We start from the raw sequence: 21,276 nt of genomic DNA on the forward strand, positions 1-21,276 counted from the left end.
ATAATGGTCTTCTTTCTTTTTTTCTAGTCCTACCGCAATATATTTTACACTTAGTTTTTTGATTACCTACTCTTTTTCTTCAAGGATACGCAAACTAATAACCGTCGTTAAAAGATAGGCAGTCGTATAAATAAAGAACGTCATAAAACAAAATAGATAGGCAACCAAGTAATTCGCTTCTTGAACTAATTTAGTTAGCATATTAATTGCAAAACTCCCATGACTAATCGCTACAATCATCGTTGGAAAGAAAACCCATGCGTTTTGTCGATACATAGACTTGTGCAAGTCTTTTTTGGGAATTCCCAATTGAAGCATCAACTGATAATTTACTTTTTCCCTACTTATTTCAAAAAATTGTCTTACCATCAAAGTACCTGTCGTTGTCACTAGCACAATCATTCCTACAAACAAGGCAACATACAAGAAGATCCCTCCTTGTCTTCTGGCGGAACGAATATCTGGATACCGACTAACGTAATTTAAACGACTCATGCGATTAACAGAAGGCACGTATACTCCGCCTAAGGCTAATTTAATTTCCCCCGTTAACTCTCCATCTTGATACGTATACTGATAGCTGACATCATTTCCCCAATCACGAGGCAACTCTCTTAATAACAACTGATTAAAACGTTCTTCATCGTATCCCTCTGCGGACAGATAATTGATCCAATAGGTCAAACCATCCAGTTGTTGGTATAGTTCATCTTTCACAATTAATGTTTGATAGCCGTATCGTAACAAACTATTTCCCAAAAAATTAGGAAAACTATGTTCAACATAAACTTCTTGTTGATTAGGTAAGGCAATTCTTTTTTCAGTTTCTGTTAGTTCTCGATTAAGATTTAAATTCGATTGAACCAAAATCGCTCCATGACTCGTTTGAATATCAATATCCGGAAACTCTAAAAAAGATTCCTGCAAACGACGATAATCTGATTCAGAAACCACATCAATCAATCTGACTTGTTCAAAGGTATCTGTATCTAAAAAATCATTTTCTTCAATGGAAAAATAGCCAGTGACTTTCAAAGGTAAAACAAAACGGTTAGTTATTGTTCCTCCACTTTGTTGTAACAACTGCTCCAAATGAGTTGTTCGTTCACTTGTTACTTGAAATTCGCTGGGATGATTCAAATCTGTTATTCGATAACTGACAGCAAATAAACCAATGGCACCACCAATCATTGAAATTGCCACAGCTAAAATAATCGTAATTAATGAGAAGTTACGCCAATTTTTATAAACTAATTGACGAGTATTATTTAAGACAAAAAATCGTAATTGTCGATAACTGAATTTATGCCATTTTGTTGATAAATAAAGAATCACTTGAATACCATATCCAAAAAATAAATACGTTCCAAAAACACAAGCAGACAAAATAAACAAAGGAATCCATAAAAAAGCATACATATCATCCGTTTGTTGAATATAACGCATCGTAACCTCTTGGTAATTCATGGCGATATAATAACCTATACCGATTAAAATCAAACTGATACTACCAATCAAATAGTTACTCCAAGTAATTTGCATGCGATGACTGGAAAATGAATTTTTTTGTTGAAAATAATCAATTAATTGTTTTTTCCAAAGTAACCAAGTATTTTGAATTGAAATTAACAACACTGCCAACAAAAATATCAGAGCGGTTGTCGCAATAGATGGCCACGAAATAAAGAAACGACTCGTAATATTCAAATCCATCGCCTTTATCAAAATCATCGCAAAAAATTTAGAAAAAACGACACCCATGACGATACCGACAACAAGAGAAATCACATTTAGAACTGTCGTTTCCACGGCTAACTGAGATAGCATGCGGGATTTTCTTACTCCAAACAACTGATACAAACCAATTTCTTTTTGACGCTGTTGAATAAAAAAACGATTGGCACTCAACATAAAAAATAGTACCACAATTGCTACGACAACATTTCCTAAGGTCAACACACCTTCAATTTGAATATCTTGCTGAGCTCTGTGAGTCAGTGGCTGGTCATAAGCCATCGCACTAAATGAATAAAAAATCATAACGGAAAGCATCATACATAAAAAATAAACGACATAGTTTCTTCTTTGACGCAAAAAACTGCGCCAAATGATTTTAAAAAGCATTTCTTCGACCACCTCCGCCAATTGTTGCTTGCATATCGATCACTTGCTCAAAAAATTCTTTACGAGAACCACGACGCACGACTTCTGAAAAGAATACACCGTCTTTAATGAACAATATTCGATTACAATAGCTGGCAGTAAAGGGATCATGTGTAACCATCAGCACTGTGGTGTCTTGATGTAAATTAACTTCACTTAAATAACGTAACAATTCTGTGGCTGATTTAGAGTCTAACGAGCCGGTGGGTTCATCTGCAAATATTACTTGCGGTTCAGCCACCATCGCACGAGCTGCTGTCACTCGTTGTTTTTGCCCAATCGATAATTCATCTGGATAACGGTTTAACAAATGATCGATGCCCAGTAAACTTGCCACTTTTTTCACTCGTCGATCCATCTCATCAATTGATAAGTGATCAATAGCTAATGGAAGCAAAATATTATCTTTAGACGTTAATGTTTCTAATAAATTAAAATCCTGAAAAATAAAACCAATCTTTTGACGTCTAAAGTCACTCAGTTCTGTTTCTTTCATTCGAGTAATATCTTTGCCATCAATATAAACCGACCCCATCGTGGGAGAATTTAATGAAGATAAGATATTCATTAAAGTTGTTTTTCCAGCACCACTTGGTCCCATGATTCCTACAAATTCGCCTTGATCTACAGTAAAAGATAAATTATCTAGCACCTTCGTCTGATTTAAACGACTACCAAAAGTTTTTGTCAGATGTTTGACATCAATCATTATTTTCATCGAACTCTTCCTCATTTAACTTATATTTTAAAAGTGCCATTTTTTCATTAAAAAACTGTGTATGACTCTTTAGTATCTTAGCATATTTTTGAACTCTTCGTAAAAAACAGATACCTATTAAAAATATTTTTGTCGTATTTTTGTGCAAAATAAAACAATCACAAACACTGTTCTTACACGCTTTTTGACAGAGTAACCACAATGTACATAAACACTATATATTGTATATAATTAAAAATATTTGTCTATATGTAGTTGAAAAAGTCCTTCATTTGATTTATGATAATAAAGAAATAAACAAAGGGAGTTGGTAGTCATGATGGAGATAAAGATATCTGATGAGCAATCTTTTTCTACCTTACATTTAGCAAATATCAAAGTTATCAAGCGGGACGGTCGTTTAGTTGAATTCGACGATCAAAAAATCTATGATGCCTTAGCAAAAGCCAAAGAAAAAATTCATGGAACCCTTTCACCATTAGATCAGCGTCATCTACTAGATATTGTTGAAAAAGTAGACCAAGAAATTAGCGAACGTTTTATTGACAATATTAAAATCTACGAAATACAAAATATTGTGGAACATACTCTTTTGCAATACCATGAATACGAATTAGCAGAGGAATACATTCATTACCGTACTCGCCGAGATTTTCAGCGAAGTCAAGCGACAGATATTAACTTTACAATTGAAAAATTGATGAATAAAGATCAAACAGTCGTCAATGAAAATGCCAACAAAGACAGCAATGTATTTAATACCCAACGTGATTTAACTGCGGGAATTGTTGGTAAATCAATTGGTTTAAAAATGTTACCTCCCCATGTGGCGAACGCCCATCAAAAAGGCGACATTCACTATCATGATTTGGATTATCATCCTTATGCACCAATGACTAATTGTTGTTTAATTGATTTTGAAAAGATGTTAAACGAAGGTTTCAAAATGGGCAATGCCGAAGTTGAAGCACCCAAATCCATTCAAACAGCTACTGCACAAATTTCCCAAATTATCGCCAATGTGGCTTCCAGCCAATACGGCGGTTGTTCTGCGGATCGGGTGGATGAACTATTGGCTCCTTTTGCGGAAAAAAATTATCAAAAACATTTAACCGAGGCCCAAGAGTGGATTGACGGCACTGAACGTCAAGAAGCTTTTGCTCGCAAAAAAACCAAAAAAGATATTTTTGATGCTATGCAAAGCTTGGAATATGAAATCAATACTTTATTTACTTCTAACGGACAAACACCTTTTACTTCTTTAGGATTTGGTCTGGGAGCTAACTGGTTTGAACGAGAAATTCAAAAAGCAATCTTACAAAATCGCATCAACGGATTAGGTAGTGAGCATCGGACAGCTATTTTTCCTAAGTTGATTTTTTCAATCAAACGCGGCTTAAATTCTCTTCCGGAAGATCCAAACTACGATATTAAAGAATTAGCTTTAGAATGTGCGACCAAACGGATGTATCCAGATATTCTAAATTACGACAAAGTAGTGGAATTAACTGGTAGCTTTAAAGTACCCATGGGATGTCGCTCTTTCTTACAAGGCTGGAAGGATGCCAATGGGCAAGAAGTCAATGCAGGACGGATGAATTTAGGCGTTGTAACCTTGAATCTTCCACGGATTGCTCTTGAAGCCAATGGGGACAAAGAAAAATTCTGGTCTTTATTCGAAGAACGTTTAGAAATTACTAAAGATGCCCTTGTTTACCGTGTAGAACGCTGTAAAGAAGCAACCCCTGCCAATGCTCCTATTTTGTATATGTATGGTGCTTTTGGGAAACGATTGTCACCAAAAGATGCAGTGGATGAATTATTTAGAAATCGTCGAGCAACCATTTCTCTAGGTTACATCGGTTTATACGAAGTTGCTTCTGCCTTTTATGGTGGTGAATGGGAAAACAATGTAGAGGCCAAAGAATTTACTTTAGAAATCCTTCGTTTAATGAAAAGAAGGGTTGATCAATGGGCTAACCAATATGACTATCATTTTAGTGTCTATTCAACACCTAGTGAAAGTTTAACCGATCGTTTCTGTCGCTTGGATACTGAAAAATTTGGTCTTGTAGAAAACATTACCGATAAAGATTATTATACTAACAGTTTCCACTACGACGTCAGAAAAAATCCGACACCTTTTGAAAAACTAGATTTTGAAAAAGATTATCCACAATATTGTAGTGGTGGTTTTATCCACTATTGTGAATATCCAATGTTGCAACAAAACCCTAAAGCCTTGGAAGCTGTTTGGGATTATTCCTATGATCGAGTTGGGTATTTAGGTACAAATACTCCAATCGATCACTGCTACGAATGTGGTTTTGAAGGTGATTTTCATCCAACTGAAAGAGGTTTTGAATGCCCAGAATGTGGTAATCACGATCCCAAAACCTGTGATGTCGTAAAAAGAACATGTGGTTATCTAGGAAATCCTCAAGCACGTCCCATGGTCCATGGCCGTCACAAAGAAATTTCTGCCCGTGTTAAACATATGAAATAATCGTTAGGAGATGACTCCTGTGAGGAATCCGAGCCCAAAAGAATGGCGTAGTGAAGAGTACAGTCAAAAAAGAATTGCTGACTATAAACCCTTTATGTTTGTAGATGGTGAAGGAGTACGTAATAGCATTTACGTCAGTGGTTGTTTATTCGCTTGCGAAGGTTGTTTTAATAAAGCTATTCAAAATTTTCGTTATGGTACACCTTATACCAACGAATTAGAAAATCAAATTATTGAAGATTTATCCCATGATTACGTTCAAGGACTTACCCTGTTAGGAGGAGAACCCTTTCTTAATACAGAAGTTTGCTTGCAATTAGTTCATCGTGTAAGGAAAACTTTTGGAGCTAGCAAAGATATTTGGAGCTGGTCTGGTTATACTTTTGAAGAATTGTTACAAGAAACCGAAGACAAACTTGAACTACTCTCCATGATTGATATTTTAGTCGATGGTCGCTTTGTATTAGCAAAACGAGACCTAAATCTTCAATTTCGTGGCAGCAGCAATCAACGAATTATCGATGTGCAACAATCATTAAAAGCCAAAAAAGTTATTTTATGGGAAAAATGTATTGATGCTGATGAGCAATTTGAGCAAATAGATAAGCAAGCGTTGATTTAGTGACTAACATTTAATAATATTTAGGAACTGTGATATAAGTAAAAACAAAAATATTCGAACGAAATTGCGACGATAATCCTTGGACCACGAGAGCAACCTTCTATTGTTTGGATACTTGTTAAACTATGTTGCAGTTCCACTTTTTTAATCAATAACGCAGTTTTATGAACAAAAGAATACATAAAAAAAATCATTGATTCAGTCGTTTTACTCTTCTGGGTAAGGATCTCCTTTTTCCCATAAAGGCAACACAATGTTCTCATAAGTCAGTGGGTCCAGATTAGTCACCGTCACACCCAACAATCGAATCCCTTTTTCCACACCCATGATATCTTCCCAAATTAAACTTGCTTGAGAAAAGATATCTTCTTTTTTATGCACATACTCTCTTAAAGTGGTACGTTTTGTAATTGTTGAATAGTCCGTGTAACGAACTTTTAAAACCACTGTTTTGCCATGTTTTTGTGTTCGTTTTAAACTATTTTCTACTTCTTCAGATAGTTTTCTAAGTTGTGTTAGGCAGGCATCATCTGTGTGTAATGGTTGTCCATAAGTATGTTCTTTTCCAACTGATTTTCGTTCTCTTACCATACTGACAGGAGAATTGTGAATTCCTCGAACCTTGCGATACAAAGAATACCCCATCTTTCCAAAATGTGTCATCAAATCTTCTTCTGATTTATTGTACAAATCTTCTCCAGTAAAAATTCCTAACTCATGCATACGAGGAACGGTTTTTTTCCCTACTCCATGAAATTTTTCGATTGGCAGTTTTTTCAAAAAATCTACAGCTGTCTCTGGTGTAACAACGGTTAAGCCTCTAGGTTTTTCAAAATCAGAGGCTAATTTTGCTAAAAACTTATTGTAACTCACACCTGCTGAACAAGTCAGATTTAATTCATGCCACACATCATACTGGATTAATTTAGCAATTTTCATCGCAGACTTACTATCAATTTTATTTTCAGTCACATCTAAATACGCCTCATCAATCGAAACCACTTCCATAGTATCCGTATAACGAGCAAAAATCTCTCGAACTTGAGTGGAAACTTCACGGTATTTTTGATGGTTTCCAGGAACAAATATTGCTTTTGGACATAATTCATATGCTTTTTGTGCGCTCATTGCGGAATGAATCCCATATTGACGAGCCAAATAATTCGCTGTTGTCACCACTCCTCGTCCACCAGTATCGCTAGGGTGGCGTGCAATGACCAATGGATGTTTGGCTAATTCCGGATTATCTCGTTCTTCCACCGAAGCAAAAAAGGCATCCATATCAATATGAATAATTTTTCTGGAAGTATCATTTTTTAAAGGGAATTGTAAGCCCGTCATCTTGTCTGCACCTGATTTCCTATAATTTAGAGACGCTTCTCATTCATTATAATACAAACAAACGTTCTCTTTCAAGTTTAGGAAATGAATGGTATAAAAATGTTACCATTCACAGTTATCTTTCTAATCCATTCGCTATACTCCACAACGAATTCTACTTTTGTCGACCGTGGGACCAACTGGAGCCCGTAGTCTCCAGTCTGCCAAGCTTCAAACTGTAACTAATCGCTTAAGCGCTAAGTTACAATAGTTCACATTGGCTCCCTTTTCACGGTGACTGCGCAGCTTTCGTTGTTCCGTTACGCTAGATAGCTTTTAACATTTCTGTAGGTTAACTAATCAAGTGCTGACATACAGTAAAAATAATGATAGCAATGAGTGTAATAGATTACTGTCAATCAAGATTCAGCGTAAACGTTGAGAGAGGCTTGCGTTGTCGCCACGTCAAGAATTCAATGTGAACTACGCACAGTTGCCAATTGATTGGTTACTGGGCGTGTGAAACTTGAAAGCTCCAAGACTAATGGCTTGGAGCGGTTCCGGGCTGACCTAAGCATGAATCTCTCGTAGTGGAGCGTCAGATCTGCCGTGAATAGTAACAGAAAAATAAATTTACACTGTTTATAGACACACCCTCATCTTGAACTTATTTGATAAACTTGCTATAATACAAGTGCAGGCAAGACAGTGTTGGTATCACTTCTTGCTCATATTGCTTCGGCAATGGTATGGGGTAGACTTAAAGGATTATTCCTTTAAGTCTTTTATTTTGCTCGCAATCCCTAGCATTAGATTAACTAGTGTCAGAATCACTATAATATTTTGCAACATTATATTTAAGAATGTAACCTTTCCCGTTACCATTGTTTTTCATTGGCACTCCCTCCTCGACCAACGATTTCTAGAATTCGCGATCTGGTGGTGGCGGTAGTACCAAAGCCTCACAACATCTGCACTTGAATGACAGTAAATCTTATATTTTTTCTCCTCAATAATAATTACGCAAAAAAATCCAAATCCATTGAAAAAACTCATGTTTATTTTAGAAATTTTAATTAATCTATTTCATATTTTTTTATATAAATTCTTTGGCTCATCCTCTATTGGTCAAGTTTGGTTAACATTCTCTATGAAAAAAACTTCCCTCGATTGAATGATAACAATCGAGAGAAGCGGTCTAAATATTTTTAGTTTACCACTTACAAAAACAAGCTGTCATCTTTTTAACGACAGCTTGTTTTTTGATTTTAGGAATTAACGGCTACGTTTTTTTGAAACATATCCATATCCTACAAGGGCAATCATTGCTAAACCAATTACTGAATTCCATGAAATTCGTTGTAGACAACTTGTTTTTTTAAGCCATTTCTTTTGGCTACTTCTTTAATAGCAGTATTAGGTTTTTCGCCACTAGCAATTAGCGATTCAACTTGTTCCAACAAAGTTCCTAGTTCTTCTTCTATAGGAGCTTCTTCACTTGTCCCCTCTACCATTAAACAACACTCCCCTTTAACAACTGTTTCTTCTAAATAATCGCGAAGTTCTGCCAACGTTCCTCTAAGATATTCTTCATGAATTTTTGTCAGCTCTCGACAAATAACGGCTTGTCGTTTATCGCCAAAAACTTCCATCATATTTTCAATTGTTGCTTTTAATCGATAGGGTGATTCATAAAAAATCATCGTCGCTTTTTGGTAGGCCAAATCCGTTAATTCTTCCATTTGATTTTTCTTTTTTCGCTGTAAAAATCCATAAAAATAATTGGGTTGCGGGACCAAACCAGAAGCAATTAGTGCCGTTAATCCTGCGGTCGGACCCGGAAGTGCAACAACAGAAATTTCTTCTTCAATACAAGCAACTACTAACTCATGCCCTGGATCACTAATCGATGGCATTCCTGCATCACTTACTTGAGCAATATTTTTTCCCTCTTTTAACAAGTTAATCAGCTGCGGAATTCGTTCTTTGTAATTGTGCTCGTGTAAACTACGCTGAGGAACGGAAATCTCAAAATGATTGAGCAATTTTTGGGTATTTCTAGTGTCTTCACTGGCAATAATGTCCGCTTCTTGCAATGTTTTTACACTCCGAAAAGTCATATCTTCCAAATTTCCAATTGGTGTGGGAACCAAGTACAAAGTTCCAAACACTTGATCTTTATAGCTTCGTTGTTTTTGCATATTGTGTTCCTCCTTTCTTCCATAAACTTATATTTTAGAGTAAAGATGGACTTCTGTTCGATTTTTTACTCTTTTTCGAACAGTGGAGCTCGCCATCATTCGATTTTTCGTTTTTTTCGAACAGTGGAGCTCGCCACCGTTTGATTTTTCGCTTTTTTCAAACAGTGGAGCTCGCCACCGTTTGATTTTTCGCTTTTTTCGAACAGTGGGCTGCTCTTGAGTTCCATTTTCCCAAATTGAGACCTCAAACAATCGGTTAAGTAAAAAAAGACTGGATCAAAGTCGACCAGTCTTTTTGCTTAATTGTCACTTCCACGGTAGATAACTTCTAAGCAAAAGGCACATTCTTCATCAAACTCTCTTCTAGAGCCGTATGAATCATAGCAAACGTGAAATCCTTCAACATAGATTTTTTCTAAATTAATCCGTGATTGGGATAGTTCTTGTTTGACTTTCCCTGACGGTGTTGCATCTTGATTTAGTTCACGAATATGATCTCGTAAGCGTTGATTTTCTAGCTCTAAAGTGGCATTCTTCTCAACCATTTCTTGTAAAGAAGTTTTCATTTCTGCTAGATTATCTAGTAATTGTTTTAAATCACTTTCAAAATCATTTAAACCATCGTATAAAGAACGTTTATCCATTGGCATTCGCATCACCTGCTTTAGCAGCTTCTTGTAATTCTTCCTGATCATATTCAACTGGTGTTTCTTTACCGAATAACCGTACTTTAATAATACGACTCAACATATTCAACCCGATAACGCGACCTTTACCATCTGGGGTAACTACTTCAGTGCCGAAATCAGGCAACTCGCGTTTGGCTGCTTCGTATTCATCGTTTTCATAGTTTAAGCAACACATCAAACGACCACATAAACCAGAAATTTTGGTTGGATTTAATGACAATCCTTGATCTTTAGCCATTTTGATTGATACAGGCACAAAGTCTCCTAAGAAAGTGGAGCAACATAATTGTCGTCCACAAGGGCCAATTCCTCCCAAAATTTTAGCTTCGTCTCTAACACCAATTTGACGTAACTCAATTCGTGTGCGGAAAATTCCTGCCAAATCTTTAACTAATTCACGAAAATCAATCCGTCCATCAGCAGTAAATTGAAAAATCATTTTACTGCGATCAAAAGTATACTCTACATCGACCACTTTCATTTCCAAATTGTGTTCACGGATTTTTTGTTTTCCAATACGTAGTGCTTCTTTGGCATCTTGCTTATTTTTTTCATCTTGTTGCAATTCTGCCGTAGTCGCCTTATGTAGAATTGGTTTCAAATCATCTGGCACATCTTCTGCAGCCATTTCTTTGTTTGGAATGGCGACAGTTGCTATATATTTGGCTTGTTGGGATTCCACCAAGACCTTATCATTATATAAAAGTTCAGTTTCACCGGGAGAAAAATAATAGATTCGCCCTGCTTGACGGTAACGAATACCCACTACTTTAACCATGTGTCTCCTCCTTTCTGCTGGATTTCATTTATGAATGATTCGTAAGACAAACTGTTCCGCAACTCCTTGAAAAGCAACATTTGCATCTAGCTTTTGCTGGGCTTGCAAAATAAGTTCTAATTCTCGATTGATCTCTGTCACATTTTGATGTTGCAACACTTCTCGATTTCGTTCTCTTTGAAAATAAAATAAGAGTATAGCAAAAATCTGACGTTGCTGTGTTTTTTCTTTAGCAATTGCTAAGAGACTCTTTTGAACAAAAACAAAGCTTTGTGGATCTTTTTTTTGTAGAGATTCAAACCATTTCAAAACGATATCCTTAGCACCATTAAACCATTCATCTTGTGAGATTTCAACTGCTTTATCATAACTATTTGTTAGACTAGAAAGAAGTTCTGCTGTTTGCTTTGAAATCCCTTCATTTTGCAGTCGTTCTTGTAATTTTTCTTTAGATAATGGCGTAAAATGAATGACCTGACATCGCGATTGAATCGTTGGCAAAATTCGTCCCAACGCATCGGTTTCCAAAATAGCTAAAAAACTACCTGCAGGCTCTTCCAAAAATTTCAACAAACTATTGGCAGCGCTGACGTTCATCTTTTCTGCTTGTTGAATGATAAACACCTGTTGACGAGTTTCAAAACCACTTTTTGAAAATTCTGCTTGCAATTGGCGAATTTGATCGACCTTAATCGTCTGTCCATCAGGAGCGATTCTTCTTACGTTGGGATGCTCATCCATATCAATTCGTAGACAGTTAATACAGTGGTCACATGGACTTCCATTTTCTGGAGCTTCACAAAAAAGAGACTTAGCTAACCAAGTACTCATTTCATATTTGCCTGTCCCACTATCTCCTTCAAAAAGATAAGCATGAGCTAAACGCTCATGCTCAACATTTTTTTTCATTTGAGAGTAGACAAGAGGTTGGTATTCAATTAGAAATTTTCCTTCCTCCATAACGCTCCTCCTTATTTCTAATAAAGTATAAGCTACTTCGAATTAATGTAATTAAATTTTCTAAAAACCGAAAATTTAAATTCTATTCTCTTCACGCATACCATCCTACTAGCTTGGTGTTCCTGGTAAGTAGGACTGGCAAATTCTAGGTCTATTGAAATGCCGTATACCATTCCACTAGCTTGGAGTTCCAGGTGCTACTTCGTTTTAATGTGATCAAATTTTCAAAGTCCGAAAATTTGAATCTTATTCTCAGTGCGCATACCATACCGCTAGTTTGAAGTTCCTAGTAAGCGGAACTGGCATAGTGAGTCTGTCATTAGTATTGATGAAACCCTTCAACTGGTAGCACAAACACTGTTGAACCACCTACTTCAACTTCTAATGGATAAGGAACTTGTCCATCGATGGAAACATCCAATGTCATTGGAGTTGAAACATATTGTTTTCTGGATTGGCAAGTTTTTTTGATTAATCCCAATGCTTCTTCCACACGCTCATCCTCGATACCGATAATGAATGTACTGTTCCCCGCTTTCAGAAAACCACCTGTAGAAGAAAGTTTTGTTGCACGAATATTCGCATCAATAAACTCATTTGCTAATCGGTTACTATCTTTGTCTTGAACAATTGCCATAATAAGTTTCATGTTTTCCAGCTCCTTAATTTTTTTAAGTTCTTGTATATTTTAAAAGTACTGAGGATAAGCTTCTACAATGGCAGAATAACTTGCCTCCACCACATCTTGCAAACTCATCCGAGCATCCACTCGATGAATACGAAGGGGATGTTCTTCTGCTAGTTTTAGATAAGCGTGGCGTACCCTTTGATGAAATTCTAACCCTTCAGAGTCCAATCGGTCAACCTGATTGGTCCGATTTTGTTGAATTCTTCGTAATCCTGTATCTGAATCCACATCTAAGTATAACGTAAAATCAGGTGTGGTCCCTTCTGTTGCAAATTCGTTAATCTCAGCAATATCTTTCATACCGATGCGACGACCTGCTCCTTGGTAAGCTAAAGAACTATCCACGAATCGATCACAGATTACAATTTTACCAGCATTTAATGCAGGTAAAATAACTTCTACTAAATGTTGACGACGTGCGGCAGCATACAATAATGCTTCTGTTCGTTCATCCATTTCAGTATGGCTAGGATCTAGAATAATTGAACGAATTTTCTCAGAAATTCTCACCCCACCAGGTTCTCTTGTTTTAATAATGCCTTTTTGGGCAATTAATTGTAGACGGGGATACAGTTCATTAATGACACTTGTTTTTCCAGCTCCATCCGGTCCCTCTATTGTTATGAAAATTCCACTCACTTGAATTTCCTCCATTGCTTTCTAAATTTTACAATTCTCGTCGGCCTTCGACTGCTTTTAAAAGTGTAATTTCATCGGCATATTCAATATCACTGCCGACAGATAAGCCATGGGCTAGTCGAGTGACTTTGATTCCGGCTGGTTTAATCAATCGTGAAAGATACATTGCGGTAGCTTCCCCTTCTGTTGTTGCATTAGTTGCTAAAATTACTTCTTGTACTTCGGCATCGTGCAAACGTTGAATTAAACTTGGGATATTAATATCTTCTGGCCCCGTACCTTCCATTGGAGAAAGTACACCGTGTAACACATGATACAAACCATGATATTCTCGCATTTTTTCTAGTGCCATTACATCTTTAGGTTCTTCCACCACTAAGATGGTCCCGCGATCACGTGTCGTATCCGAACAAATATCACAAGGATCATTTTCAGTAATGTTACCACAGACACTGCAAAAAGTTAAATCTCGCTTAACACTTAGCAAGGATTTGGCAAACTCATTAACAACTTCATCTTTCATATCAATCGTATGAAAAGCTAAACGAGTCGCTGTCTTTTGACCAATTCCCGGTAAGGTCATATAACTTGCAATCAATCTTGCAATCGGTTCTGGATATTGCACTCTACAAGACTCCTTTTCTTCCATCACACCACTTTTTCAGTGGAGTAGGTATTAGAATCCTGGTAAGCCTTTAGTATATTTTCCTAAAGAAGCTTCCGATTCTTTTTCTACTTTTGTTAACACATCATTAACAGCCATTAAGACTAAGTCTTGCAACATTTCTGGATCTTCTGGGTCAATAATATCTGGTGCAATCACTACATCTTTGATTTTACGGTCTCCTGTAGCAGTTACTTTCACATAACCGTTTGTAGATTCACCCACAAATTCTGTTACATTTAATGCCTCTTGGGCTTTTGTCATATCTTTTTGCATCTTTTGCATTTGTTTCATCATGCCTTGCATATTTCCCATGCCTCGCATCATATCAAATCGCTCCATTCTAATTTTCTTCTATTTTAATTAATTCGCCAAACAACTCTTGGGCTTTTGTCACAACCGAGTCGTCTTGAGGCTCTTCTGGAAGTAAACTGATTTCCTCATCTTCCTCAAAAACTTCTGTTGCTTCTTCTTGGTTACCAGAGACAAATTCTTTTCGTAACTCTGGCCAACTATCCGCTGGAATAAAAATCGGATCAGGTGCATAATCAGCAATCATTCGACTCAAATTATTCTGGACCGCCAATGAAAAATCTGGGTCATTGGCTGCGCGTTGACAAATAATTTCATAATCAAAAGCAATTACCAAACCACTAGGACTAGCAGCTTTAGGTTCACTGGCACGCAACATCGCTTTTTGAGTGGCAGACAAACTGTCTAACAAATCATCCCACACCTGTTTAGTATTCGTCAAATGTTCCCTCGTAGCTTCTTTTAGCACTTGGAAAACTCGCTCCCGTGGAACTCGATACCCCATGGTACCTTTTCGTTTAGCTACTGTATTATTTGCTGAACTGGTTTGATTGGTCGGTCTAGCAGCCACACCCGTTTGTTTTAATTGCTGGATTTCTTGACGTAAACCTTGCAATTCACGTCTTAACTCTTGAACTTCCTGACTATCCGCCACTTCTGTTGATGCTAAAGCTAATTGTGGACTCGTCGTACTTGCCAATTTAACTGTCGCCACTTCTAAATAAATCGTTGGATTCGTCGTAAAACGAACATCATTTTGTGTATCATTTAGCGTATCAATCCATTGATAAATTTGTTCAGGAGAAGCTGTTTTTGCTAAATTTTGGAAGCCTTCCGTTAACTGACCTGTTTTTTCACTGAGTAAACGAGGAGCTTGCTGAAATACTAATAAATCTCGGCAATAAACCAATAAATTTTCCAACAGTCTACGTGCTTCTTTTCCTGAAGCCAACATTTCTGCTAACAATTCTAATCCATTAGCGACATTTTTTTCTTGGCAGTTTTGCATAAACTGATCCATCATTTCAAAGGTCAAACTACCCGTGACTTCCATGGCATTTTCCATGGTAATTGTTCCATCACTAAAAGAAATTGCCTGGTCCAAAATACTTAAAGCATCCCGCATGCCACCTTCAGCCGCGCGAGCAATTACTCGAATCGCTTGTTCTTCAAAATTGACATTGATTTCTTGCAAAATATGTTTTAAATGCTCAACAATATCTTCTGTTCGAATTCGTTTAAAATCAAAACGTTGAGTTCTTGAAATAATCGTTGCAGGAATCTTATGGGGTTCCGTTGTCGCTAAAATAAAAATCACATTTTTTCGCGGTTCTTCTAAGGTTTTCAAAAGGGCATTAAAAGCTCCAGTTGAAAGCATATGAACCTCGTCAATAATATAGACTTTGTAAGTTGCTTGAGTGGGTGCATAGTTCGCTCGATCACGGATAAAACGGATTTCTTCTACGCCATTATTACTCGCTGCATCAATCTCAATCACATCTTCTTGGCTACCTGCAGTAATTGACCGACACATTTCACACTCATTACAAGGTTCGCCATCTTGACTATTGGGACAGTTGACTGCTTTGGCAAGAATTTTTGCTGCACTGGTTTTCCCAGTTCCTCTAGGTCCTGTAAACAAATAGGCATGAGAAATCTGTTTTTGAATGATTGCGTTTTTTAAGGTTTGGGTAATTGCCTGTTGTCCAACTACATCTTCAAATCGTTGAGAACGCCATACACGGTATAGTGCTTGATATGCCAAACTTGCCACCTCTTTTCAAAATTCGCTATCTTATATTATACGCAATATTACGAAAAAAAACTACCAACTTAACGGAACTTCTCTCTTTTTCTACGACTATGGTCCGATACAAGAAAATGATTCTTTTGTGTTATAATTTATTCGTAAAGATTTTTTATTATCAAAGGAGGAACTCATCATGGGATTAATTAAAGCAGCTACAAGTACAGTTGGTGGTGGATTAGCAGACCAATGGTTAGAGGTTATTGAACCAAATGATATGAGCGATACAACCGTAATGACGAAAGGGGTAAAAGTTCGTCAGGATAGCAAACGTGGCTCCAACCGCAAAGGAACCGATGATGTAATTACTGACGGTTCAGTGGTTCATGTTTATCCAAACATGATGATGCTACTCGTTGACGGTGGACGTGTCATTGATTACACAGCAGAAGAAGGCTATTACACAGTTAAAAATAACTCTGCGCCTTCCATGTTCAATGGATCTTTAAAGGCAGCGATTGCTGAAACCTTTGACCGTTTCAAATTTGGCGGCGTAACTCCACAAAAACAACAAATTTTTTACATTAACTTACAAGAAATTAAAGGGATTCGTTTCGGTACCTCTTCTCCCCTAAATTATTTTGATAATTTTTACAATGCCGAGTTGTTCCTAAGAACTCACGGAACTTACTCAATTAAAGTGACAGATCCAATTTTATTCTACACCAATGCAATTCCAAAAAATAAAACACAAGTAGAAATTAACGATATTAATGAACAATACTTACAAGAATTCTTAACCGCTTTACAAGCAACCATCAATAAAATGTCTGCTGACGGCGAAAGAATTTCTTATGTTCCTTCTAAGAGCATGGAATTAAGTAAATATATGGGGAATGTATTGGACGAAAGCTGGCGGGAATTACGAGGTATTGAAGTCGTTTCAGTCGCTGTATCAAATATTTCTTATACTGATGATTCTGTTAAATTAATTAACATGCGTAATCAAGGAGCGATGTTAGGGGATGCTAATATTCGTGAAGGGTACGTTCAAGGTTCAATCGCCAAAGGCTTAGAATCTGCTGGTAGCAATCCTGGTGGTGCGGCACAAAGCTTTATGGGGATGGGTGTTGGCATGAATGCAGGCGGTAATTTTATGGGTGCTGCTTCTCAATCGAACCAACAACAAATGCAACAGCAAGCAAAATCATCTGCTGATACTTGGGTATGTCCTGAGTGTGACACAGAAAACACAGGGAAATTCTGCAGTAATTGTGGAACAGCGAAACCATCCGCAAGTGGTCCAAGCATCAAAATGAAATGTTCAGCCTGTGATGCAGTCGTAGACTTGTCTAATGGTGTACCAAAATTCTGTCCTGAATGTGGCAAACCATTCCAAGGAGTGCCAATTTAATTTTCTAATTAGATTTTGTTATCATTTTTAGTTTCATTATCTGATAAGAAAATAATTACTAATCATTGGTCTTAATTTTGTAACGGAGGTGTTGTTGGTATGGATGTTATTACACATAAATGTCCCAATTGTGATGGTGCGCTAACTTTTGATCCTAGCGATCAGAAGTTCCACTGTCCCTATTGTGGAAGTGTGTTTACAGAAGAAGAAGTCTCCCTCTATGAAGCAAATCAAAAAGAAGCCAGAATGAGTTCGGATGCGCCGACAGATAATCAGCCTGAAGAAACAGCTCGTAGCGAACTTTCAGATGAGGACGACGATGTTGGGGAAATGGATTTATTCACTTGTCCTAGTTGTGGCGCCGAGATTGTAACTGACGCTACAACAGCTGCGACTTATTGTTATTTCTGTCATAATCCTGTGGTGTTGACTGGAAGGTTGAGTGGGAAATTTTTACCTAATAAAGTGTTGCCCTTCTCGATTGAAAAAGAAGCAGCTACTAAACAATTTTTAGAGTGGGTTCAGAAAAAATGGTTTGTTCCCAAAGATTTCTTTGATGAAGCACAGATTGAAAAATTAACCGGTGTCTATTTCCCCTACTGGGTGGTAGAAGCCGATGCCGATGCCGAAATCAGTGGGACAGGAACTTCCATTCGTGTATGGCGTGTCGGCGATATCGAATATACAGAAACCAAAATTTATGATGTTCTTCGTGGAGGAACTATGAAGTTTCGAGATTTGGTAAAAAATGCCTTATCCAAAAATACGCAACAAAAAATGGTAGAAAGTGTCCAACCTTTTCCGCTAGGTAAAGCCGTTCCTTTTAAAAATCAATATTTGGCAGGCTTTCAAGCGGAGAAACGTGACATTGAATACCAAAAAATTCAGAAAAATGTCCAATCAGAAATTTCTAACTATGGTGAAACTATGCTACGTAACTCAATCAATGGCTACACCAGTTTTAATCGAAAACTTCGCCATGTCAATATTACAAACGAGGACAATCAATATATGTTACTTCCTGTTTGGTTAGTGACTTATCGAAATGACGAACAGTCAGATAAATTTTTTTATTATGCAATGAATGGTCAGACTGGAAAAGTCAGTGGTATTTTACCAATCAGTTACAAAAAACTTGGCTTAGCTACGGGTGGTATCTTCGCTATCTTGGCAATTCTCTTTATGATTGTGGGGTATTTGATATGAAAAAATTAATGACTCCCCTCCTACTTTTCTTTGGATTTTTTCTTTTAGCTACACCTGTCTATGGAGCTACTCAAACAGTCGTTGATGAGGCTGAATTATTTACTGCCGAAGAAATTGAAAGCTTCAATGAGCTCGCTCAGACAATCAATGAAAAAATAAAAGGTGAAGTATTTATTGTCACAACAGACACAAATCGAATCAAACCTGAAACGCATGCAGATAACTTATTGCGTGACCGAATTGGCAATGACAATAATGGTTCTTTATTGTTATTGGATATGCGACAAAGAGAAATCTTCATTGCCACTTCTGGAAATATGATTGATTATTTAAATGATCGACGGATTGAATCCTTATTAGATGATGTTTATGACGGCATGTCCACTCAAAATTACGGACAAGCCGCTCGCAGTTATCTGGTCGGTGTCTCTAATTATATTGATGAGGGTGTACCTAAAGGACATTATCGGATTGACCGTGATACTGGAAAAATTACCTATTATAAAGTACTGACAATGGTAGAGATAGCCATTGCTCTGATTATTGCAGCAGCTATCAGCTTGGGAATTTTCTTTTTTATCAAATCCAGATATCAAATGACTTCTGGCACCTTTAAGTATGATTCTACAAGAAATACTTCTTTTAACGTCTTACGCAAAGAAGATCGTTTAGTTAATTCATTCGTTCGCACTCGTCGTATTCCTAGGAATACATCAAGCGGCGGCGGTGGTGGAGGCGGTCGTTCTGGTGGTGGAAGCACCACTCGTTCAAGCGGTGGCGGTACTTTTGGCGGTGGCGGAAGAAAATTTTAAACTCTTCGATTTATTTCGAAGAGTTTTTTTGCTTTGCTAGCTAATTTCGGCTCGATGAGTGTTACTATAGAGAGTTTTTAAACAGGAGCTTTTGGACCTAGGTTCGAGTTTATCCGTTTTTTCGAACAGTGGAACTTTCCACCGTTTGAATTTCTCCTATTTTCGAACAGTGGAACTCGCCACCGTTTGAATTTCTCCTATTTTCGAACAGTGGAACTTTCCACCGTTTGAATTTCTCCTATTTTCGAACAGTGGAACTCGCCACCGTTTGAATTTCTCCTATTTTTGAACAGTGGAACTCGCCACCGTTTGAATTTTTCCTATTTTCGAACAGTGGAACTTTCCACCGTTTGAATTTCTCCTATTTTCGAACAATGGAACTTTCCACCGTTTGAATTTCTCCTATTTTCGAACAGTGGAACTTTCCACCGTTTGAATTTCTCCTATTTTCGAACAGTGGACTATTCCATCGTTTCGTTTTCTCACACAAGGTGGCCTTACACTCCTATCCCTCCTAATCTATTCCTAAAAAAATAATAAAAAAGGAAAATATCCTTCTTTCAGAAATAAATTTAGAAAATTTTCAGAATAATGACAATAATTTAATTTAGTGATATACTAGCTAAAAAATAAAAAGGGGTTATTTCTACAAAAGACGGTGTTAGATCAGTAGAAACAGCTAAAAGGAGTGCATTCTTATGAGTATTGATTGGAATAATTTAGGTTTTGAATATATGAAAACACCCTTCCGCTATTTAGCAAAATGGAAAGATGGCGCATGGGGTGAAGCAGAAATAACTGAAGATAATGTCTTGCATATCAGCGAGTCCTCTCCTGCTCTTCATTATGGTCAGCAATGTTTTGAAGGCTTGAAAGCTTATGGTCGTAAAGACGGTGGCGTGAACTTATTCCGTGTGGACGAAAACAGCAAACGATTAAATCGTAGTGCGACTCGTCTTCGAATGCCATTAGTTCCTGAAGATATGTTTATTGACGCAGTGAAAGCGGTCGTTAAAGCAAATAAAGATTTTGTCCCTCCTTATGGAACTGGAGCTACATTATATGTTCGCCCACTATTGATTGGTGTAGGCGATACAATTGGAGTAAAACCTGCTGCAGAATTTATTTTTACTGTATTCTGTATGCCAGTTGGTCCTTATTTCAAAGGTGGTTTAACGCCAACCAACTTTATCGTTTCGGATTATGACCGAGCAGCACCCAATGGAACTGGAGCAGCTAAAGTTGGCGGAAACTACGCAGCAAGTTTACTTCCTGGCGAAGAAGCTCATGAGAAAAACTTTTCAGATTGTATTTATTTAGATCCTGAAACACATACAAAAATTGAAGAAGTCGGTTCGGCAAACTTCTTTGGTATTACCAAAGACAATGAGTTTATCACACCAAAATCACCGTCTATTTTACCAAGTATTACGAAATATTCTTTATTACATTTGGCTGAGCATACTCTTGGATTGAAAGCTATCGAAGGAGATGTCTACATCAATGACTTGGATAAATTTACCGAAGCCGGTGCTTGTGGAACAGCGGCTGTTATTTCTCCGATCGGGGGTATTCAAACAAAATACACTTTCCATGTATTTTACAGCGAAACGGAAGTTGGACCAGTCACTAAAGAATTGTATGATGAATTAGTCGGCATTCAATATGGCGATCGTCCGGCACCAGAAGGTTGGATTTTTGACGCGGGAGTTTAAAAATATTCGAATAAACAAATAAATAAGTAGCACCGATGAAAATAGTCATTTCATCGGTGCTTTTTTCTTTGCAATGAAAGTCAAGACGGTTCGATTTTTTGACGGAATCAAGTATACTAAGA

General features: G+C 37.2%; 18 protein-coding genes. 6 read left to right on the forward strand and 12 right to left on the reverse strand.

Features of this window, described 5'->3' with window-relative positions; all coding sequences use genetic code 11:
* Positions 1–66: 66 nt before the first annotated feature.
* The gene (locus AC4BBX_RS05455) at positions 67–2,124 is read right to left on the reverse strand and encodes an FtsX-like permease family protein (protein WP_490455432.1); all 2,058 of its coding nucleotides are present in this window, start codon (positions 2,122–2,124) and stop codon (positions 67–69) included.
* Complete coding sequence (locus tag AC4BBX_RS05460) at positions 2,114–2,881, reverse strand: ABC transporter ATP-binding protein (RefSeq protein ID WP_490455433.1); 768 nt, start codon at positions 2,879–2,881, stop codon at positions 2,114–2,116. Before AC4BBX_RS05460 ends, AC4BBX_RS05455 begins: the two co-directional genes overlap by 11 nt.
* Before the next feature lie 316 nt (positions 2,882–3,197).
* Here AC4BBX_RS05460 and nrdD point away from each other — a divergent pair, with 316 nt between their 5' ends.
* Both nrdD and nrdG read left to right on the forward strand, forming a co-directional pair.
* Positions 3,198–5,387 carry an anaerobic ribonucleoside-triphosphate reductase gene (gene nrdD / locus AC4BBX_RS05465; protein ID WP_490455434.1) on the forward strand — a complete coding sequence of 730 codons (2,190 nt, stop codon included), beginning with the start codon at positions 3,198–3,200 and terminating at the stop codon, positions 5,385–5,387.
* A 19-nt stretch (positions 5,388–5,406) separates the two neighbouring features.
* Positions 5,407–6,009 carry an anaerobic ribonucleoside-triphosphate reductase activating protein gene (gene nrdG, locus AC4BBX_RS05470; protein ID WP_490455435.1) on the forward strand — a complete coding sequence of 201 codons (603 nt, stop codon included), beginning with the start codon at positions 5,407–5,409 and terminating at the stop codon, positions 6,007–6,009.
* 207 nt (positions 6,010–6,216) lie between these two features.
* Here the strand turns inward: nrdG and dinB are convergent, their stop codons facing one another.
* From dinB to dnaX, 10 genes are all read right to left on the reverse strand, one after another.
* A complete protein-coding gene (gene dinB / locus AC4BBX_RS05475) occupies positions 6,217–7,350 on the reverse strand; it encodes a DNA polymerase IV (protein ID WP_490455436.1) in 1,134 nt (377 codons plus the stop codon).
* Between the two features lie 1,316 nt (positions 7,351–8,666).
* Entirely contained in the window at positions 8,667–9,530 is an 864-nt protein-coding gene (gene rsmI / locus AC4BBX_RS05480) for a 16S rRNA (cytidine(1402)-2'-O)-methyltransferase (RefSeq protein ID WP_490455437.1), read from the reverse strand.
* 299 nt (positions 9,531–9,829) lie between these two features.
* Positions 9,830–10,174, reverse strand: a complete 345-nt coding sequence (locus AC4BBX_RS05485) for a DNA replication initiation control protein YabA (RefSeq protein ID WP_490455768.1) — start codon at positions 10,172–10,174, stop codon at positions 9,830–9,832.
* Positions 10,167–10,997, reverse strand: coding sequence for a PSP1 domain-containing protein (locus AC4BBX_RS05490; RefSeq protein WP_490455438.1), 831 nt, complete (start codon positions 10,995–10,997; stop codon positions 10,167–10,169). The genes AC4BBX_RS05485 and AC4BBX_RS05490 overlap by 8 nt, the downstream gene beginning before the upstream one ends.
* A 24-nt stretch (positions 10,998–11,021) precedes the next feature.
* Entirely contained in the window at positions 11,022–11,957 is a 936-nt protein-coding gene (gene holB, locus AC4BBX_RS05495; RefSeq protein WP_490455439.1) for a DNA polymerase III subunit delta', read from the reverse strand.
* A 319-nt stretch (positions 11,958–12,276) separates the two neighbouring features.
* A complete protein-coding gene (gene darA, locus AC4BBX_RS05500) occupies positions 12,277–12,606 on the reverse strand; it encodes a cyclic di-AMP receptor DarA (RefSeq protein WP_490455440.1) in 330 nt (109 codons plus the stop codon).
* Positions 12,607–12,645: 39 nt separating this feature from the next.
* The gene (gene tmk / locus AC4BBX_RS05505; RefSeq protein ID WP_490455441.1) at positions 12,646–13,284 is read right to left on the reverse strand and encodes a dTMP kinase; all 639 of its coding nucleotides are present in this window, start codon (positions 13,282–13,284) and stop codon (positions 12,646–12,648) included.
* A 28-nt stretch (positions 13,285–13,312) separates the two neighbouring features.
* Entirely contained in the window at positions 13,313–13,909 is a 597-nt protein-coding gene (recR, locus tag AC4BBX_RS05510; protein ID WP_490455442.1) for a recombination mediator RecR, read from the reverse strand.
* Positions 13,910–13,960: 51 nt separating this feature from the next.
* Positions 13,961–14,275: a YbaB/EbfC family nucleoid-associated protein gene (locus AC4BBX_RS05515; protein WP_490455769.1), complete on the reverse strand. Its 315-nt coding sequence runs from the start codon at positions 14,273–14,275 to the stop codon at positions 13,961–13,963.
* A 16-nt stretch (positions 14,276–14,291) separates the two neighbouring features.
* Positions 14,292–16,025 carry a DNA polymerase III subunit gamma/tau gene (dnaX, locus tag AC4BBX_RS05520; RefSeq protein ID WP_490455443.1) on the reverse strand — a complete coding sequence of 578 codons (1,734 nt, stop codon included), beginning with the start codon at positions 16,023–16,025 and terminating at the stop codon, positions 14,292–14,294.
* A gap of 178 nt (positions 16,026–16,203) precedes the next feature.
* On the opposite strand from dnaX, the gene AC4BBX_RS05525 reads away from it, so the two are divergent.
* From AC4BBX_RS05525 to AC4BBX_RS05540, 4 genes are all read left to right on the forward strand, one after another.
* Complete coding sequence (locus AC4BBX_RS05525) at positions 16,204–17,421, forward strand: SPFH domain-containing protein (RefSeq protein ID WP_490455444.1); 1,218 nt, start codon at positions 16,204–16,206, stop codon at positions 17,419–17,421.
* 99 nt (positions 17,422–17,520) lie between these two features.
* Positions 17,521–18,627, forward strand: coding sequence for a TFIIB-type zinc ribbon-containing protein (locus AC4BBX_RS05530; RefSeq protein ID WP_490455445.1), 1,107 nt, complete (start codon positions 17,521–17,523; stop codon positions 18,625–18,627).
* The gene (locus AC4BBX_RS05535; RefSeq protein ID WP_490455446.1) at positions 18,624–19,439 is read left to right on the forward strand and encodes a TPM domain-containing protein; all 816 of its coding nucleotides are present in this window, start codon (positions 18,624–18,626) and stop codon (positions 19,437–19,439) included. Before AC4BBX_RS05530 ends, AC4BBX_RS05535 begins: the two co-directional genes overlap by 4 nt.
* A gap of 698 nt (positions 19,440–20,137) precedes the next feature.
* Positions 20,138–21,154, forward strand: coding sequence for a branched-chain amino acid aminotransferase (locus AC4BBX_RS05540; protein ID WP_490455447.1), 1,017 nt, complete (start codon positions 20,138–20,140; stop codon positions 21,152–21,154).
* Positions 21,155–21,276 lie beyond the last annotated feature (122 nt).

The organism is Enterococcus sp. AMC1157 (genome assembly GCF_058216555.1).

Coding starts and splice junctions, on each gene's coding strand:
- AC4BBX_RS05455 (WP_490455432.1), bottom strand. CDS start 2,124: ATGCTTTTTAAAATCATTTGGCGCAGTTTTTTGCGTCAAAGAAGAAAC.
- AC4BBX_RS05490 (WP_490455438.1), bottom strand. CDS start 10,997: ATGGTTAAAGTAGTGGGTATTCGTTACCGTCAAGCAGGGCGAATCTAT.
- dinB (WP_490455436.1), bottom strand. CDS start 7,350: ATGACGGGCTTACAATTCCCTTTAAAAAATGATACTTCCAGAAAAATT.
- rsmI (WP_490455437.1), bottom strand. CDS start 9,530: ATGCAAAAACAACGAAGCTATAAAGATCAAGTGTTTGGAACTTTGTAC.
- nrdD (WP_490455434.1), top strand. CDS start 3,198: ATGATGGAGATAAAGATATCTGATGAGCAATCTTTTTCTACCTTACAT.
- AC4BBX_RS05535 (WP_490455446.1), top strand. CDS start 18,624: ATGAAAAAATTAATGACTCCCCTCCTACTTTTCTTTGGATTTTTTCTT.
- AC4BBX_RS05525 (WP_490455444.1), top strand. CDS start 16,204: ATGGGATTAATTAAAGCAGCTACAAGTACAGTTGGTGGTGGATTAGCA.
- holB (WP_490455439.1), bottom strand. CDS start 11,957: ATGGAGGAAGGAAAATTTCTAATTGAATACCAACCTCTTGTCTACTCT.
- AC4BBX_RS05485 (WP_490455768.1), bottom strand. CDS start 10,174: ATGGATAAACGTTCTTTATACGATGGTTTAAATGATTTTGAAAGTGAT.
- AC4BBX_RS05515 (WP_490455769.1), bottom strand. CDS start 14,275: ATGATGCGAGGCATGGGAAATATGCAAGGCATGATGAAACAAATGCAA.
- AC4BBX_RS05540 (WP_490455447.1), top strand. CDS start 20,138: ATGAGTATTGATTGGAATAATTTAGGTTTTGAATATATGAAAACACCC.
- AC4BBX_RS05460 (WP_490455433.1), bottom strand. CDS start 2,881: ATGAAAATAATGATTGATGTCAAACATCTGACAAAAACTTTTGGTAGT.
- darA (WP_490455440.1), bottom strand. CDS start 12,606: ATGAAACTTATTATGGCAATTGTTCAAGACAAAGATAGTAACCGATTA.
- AC4BBX_RS05530 (WP_490455445.1), top strand. CDS start 17,521: ATGGATGTTATTACACATAAATGTCCCAATTGTGATGGTGCGCTAACT.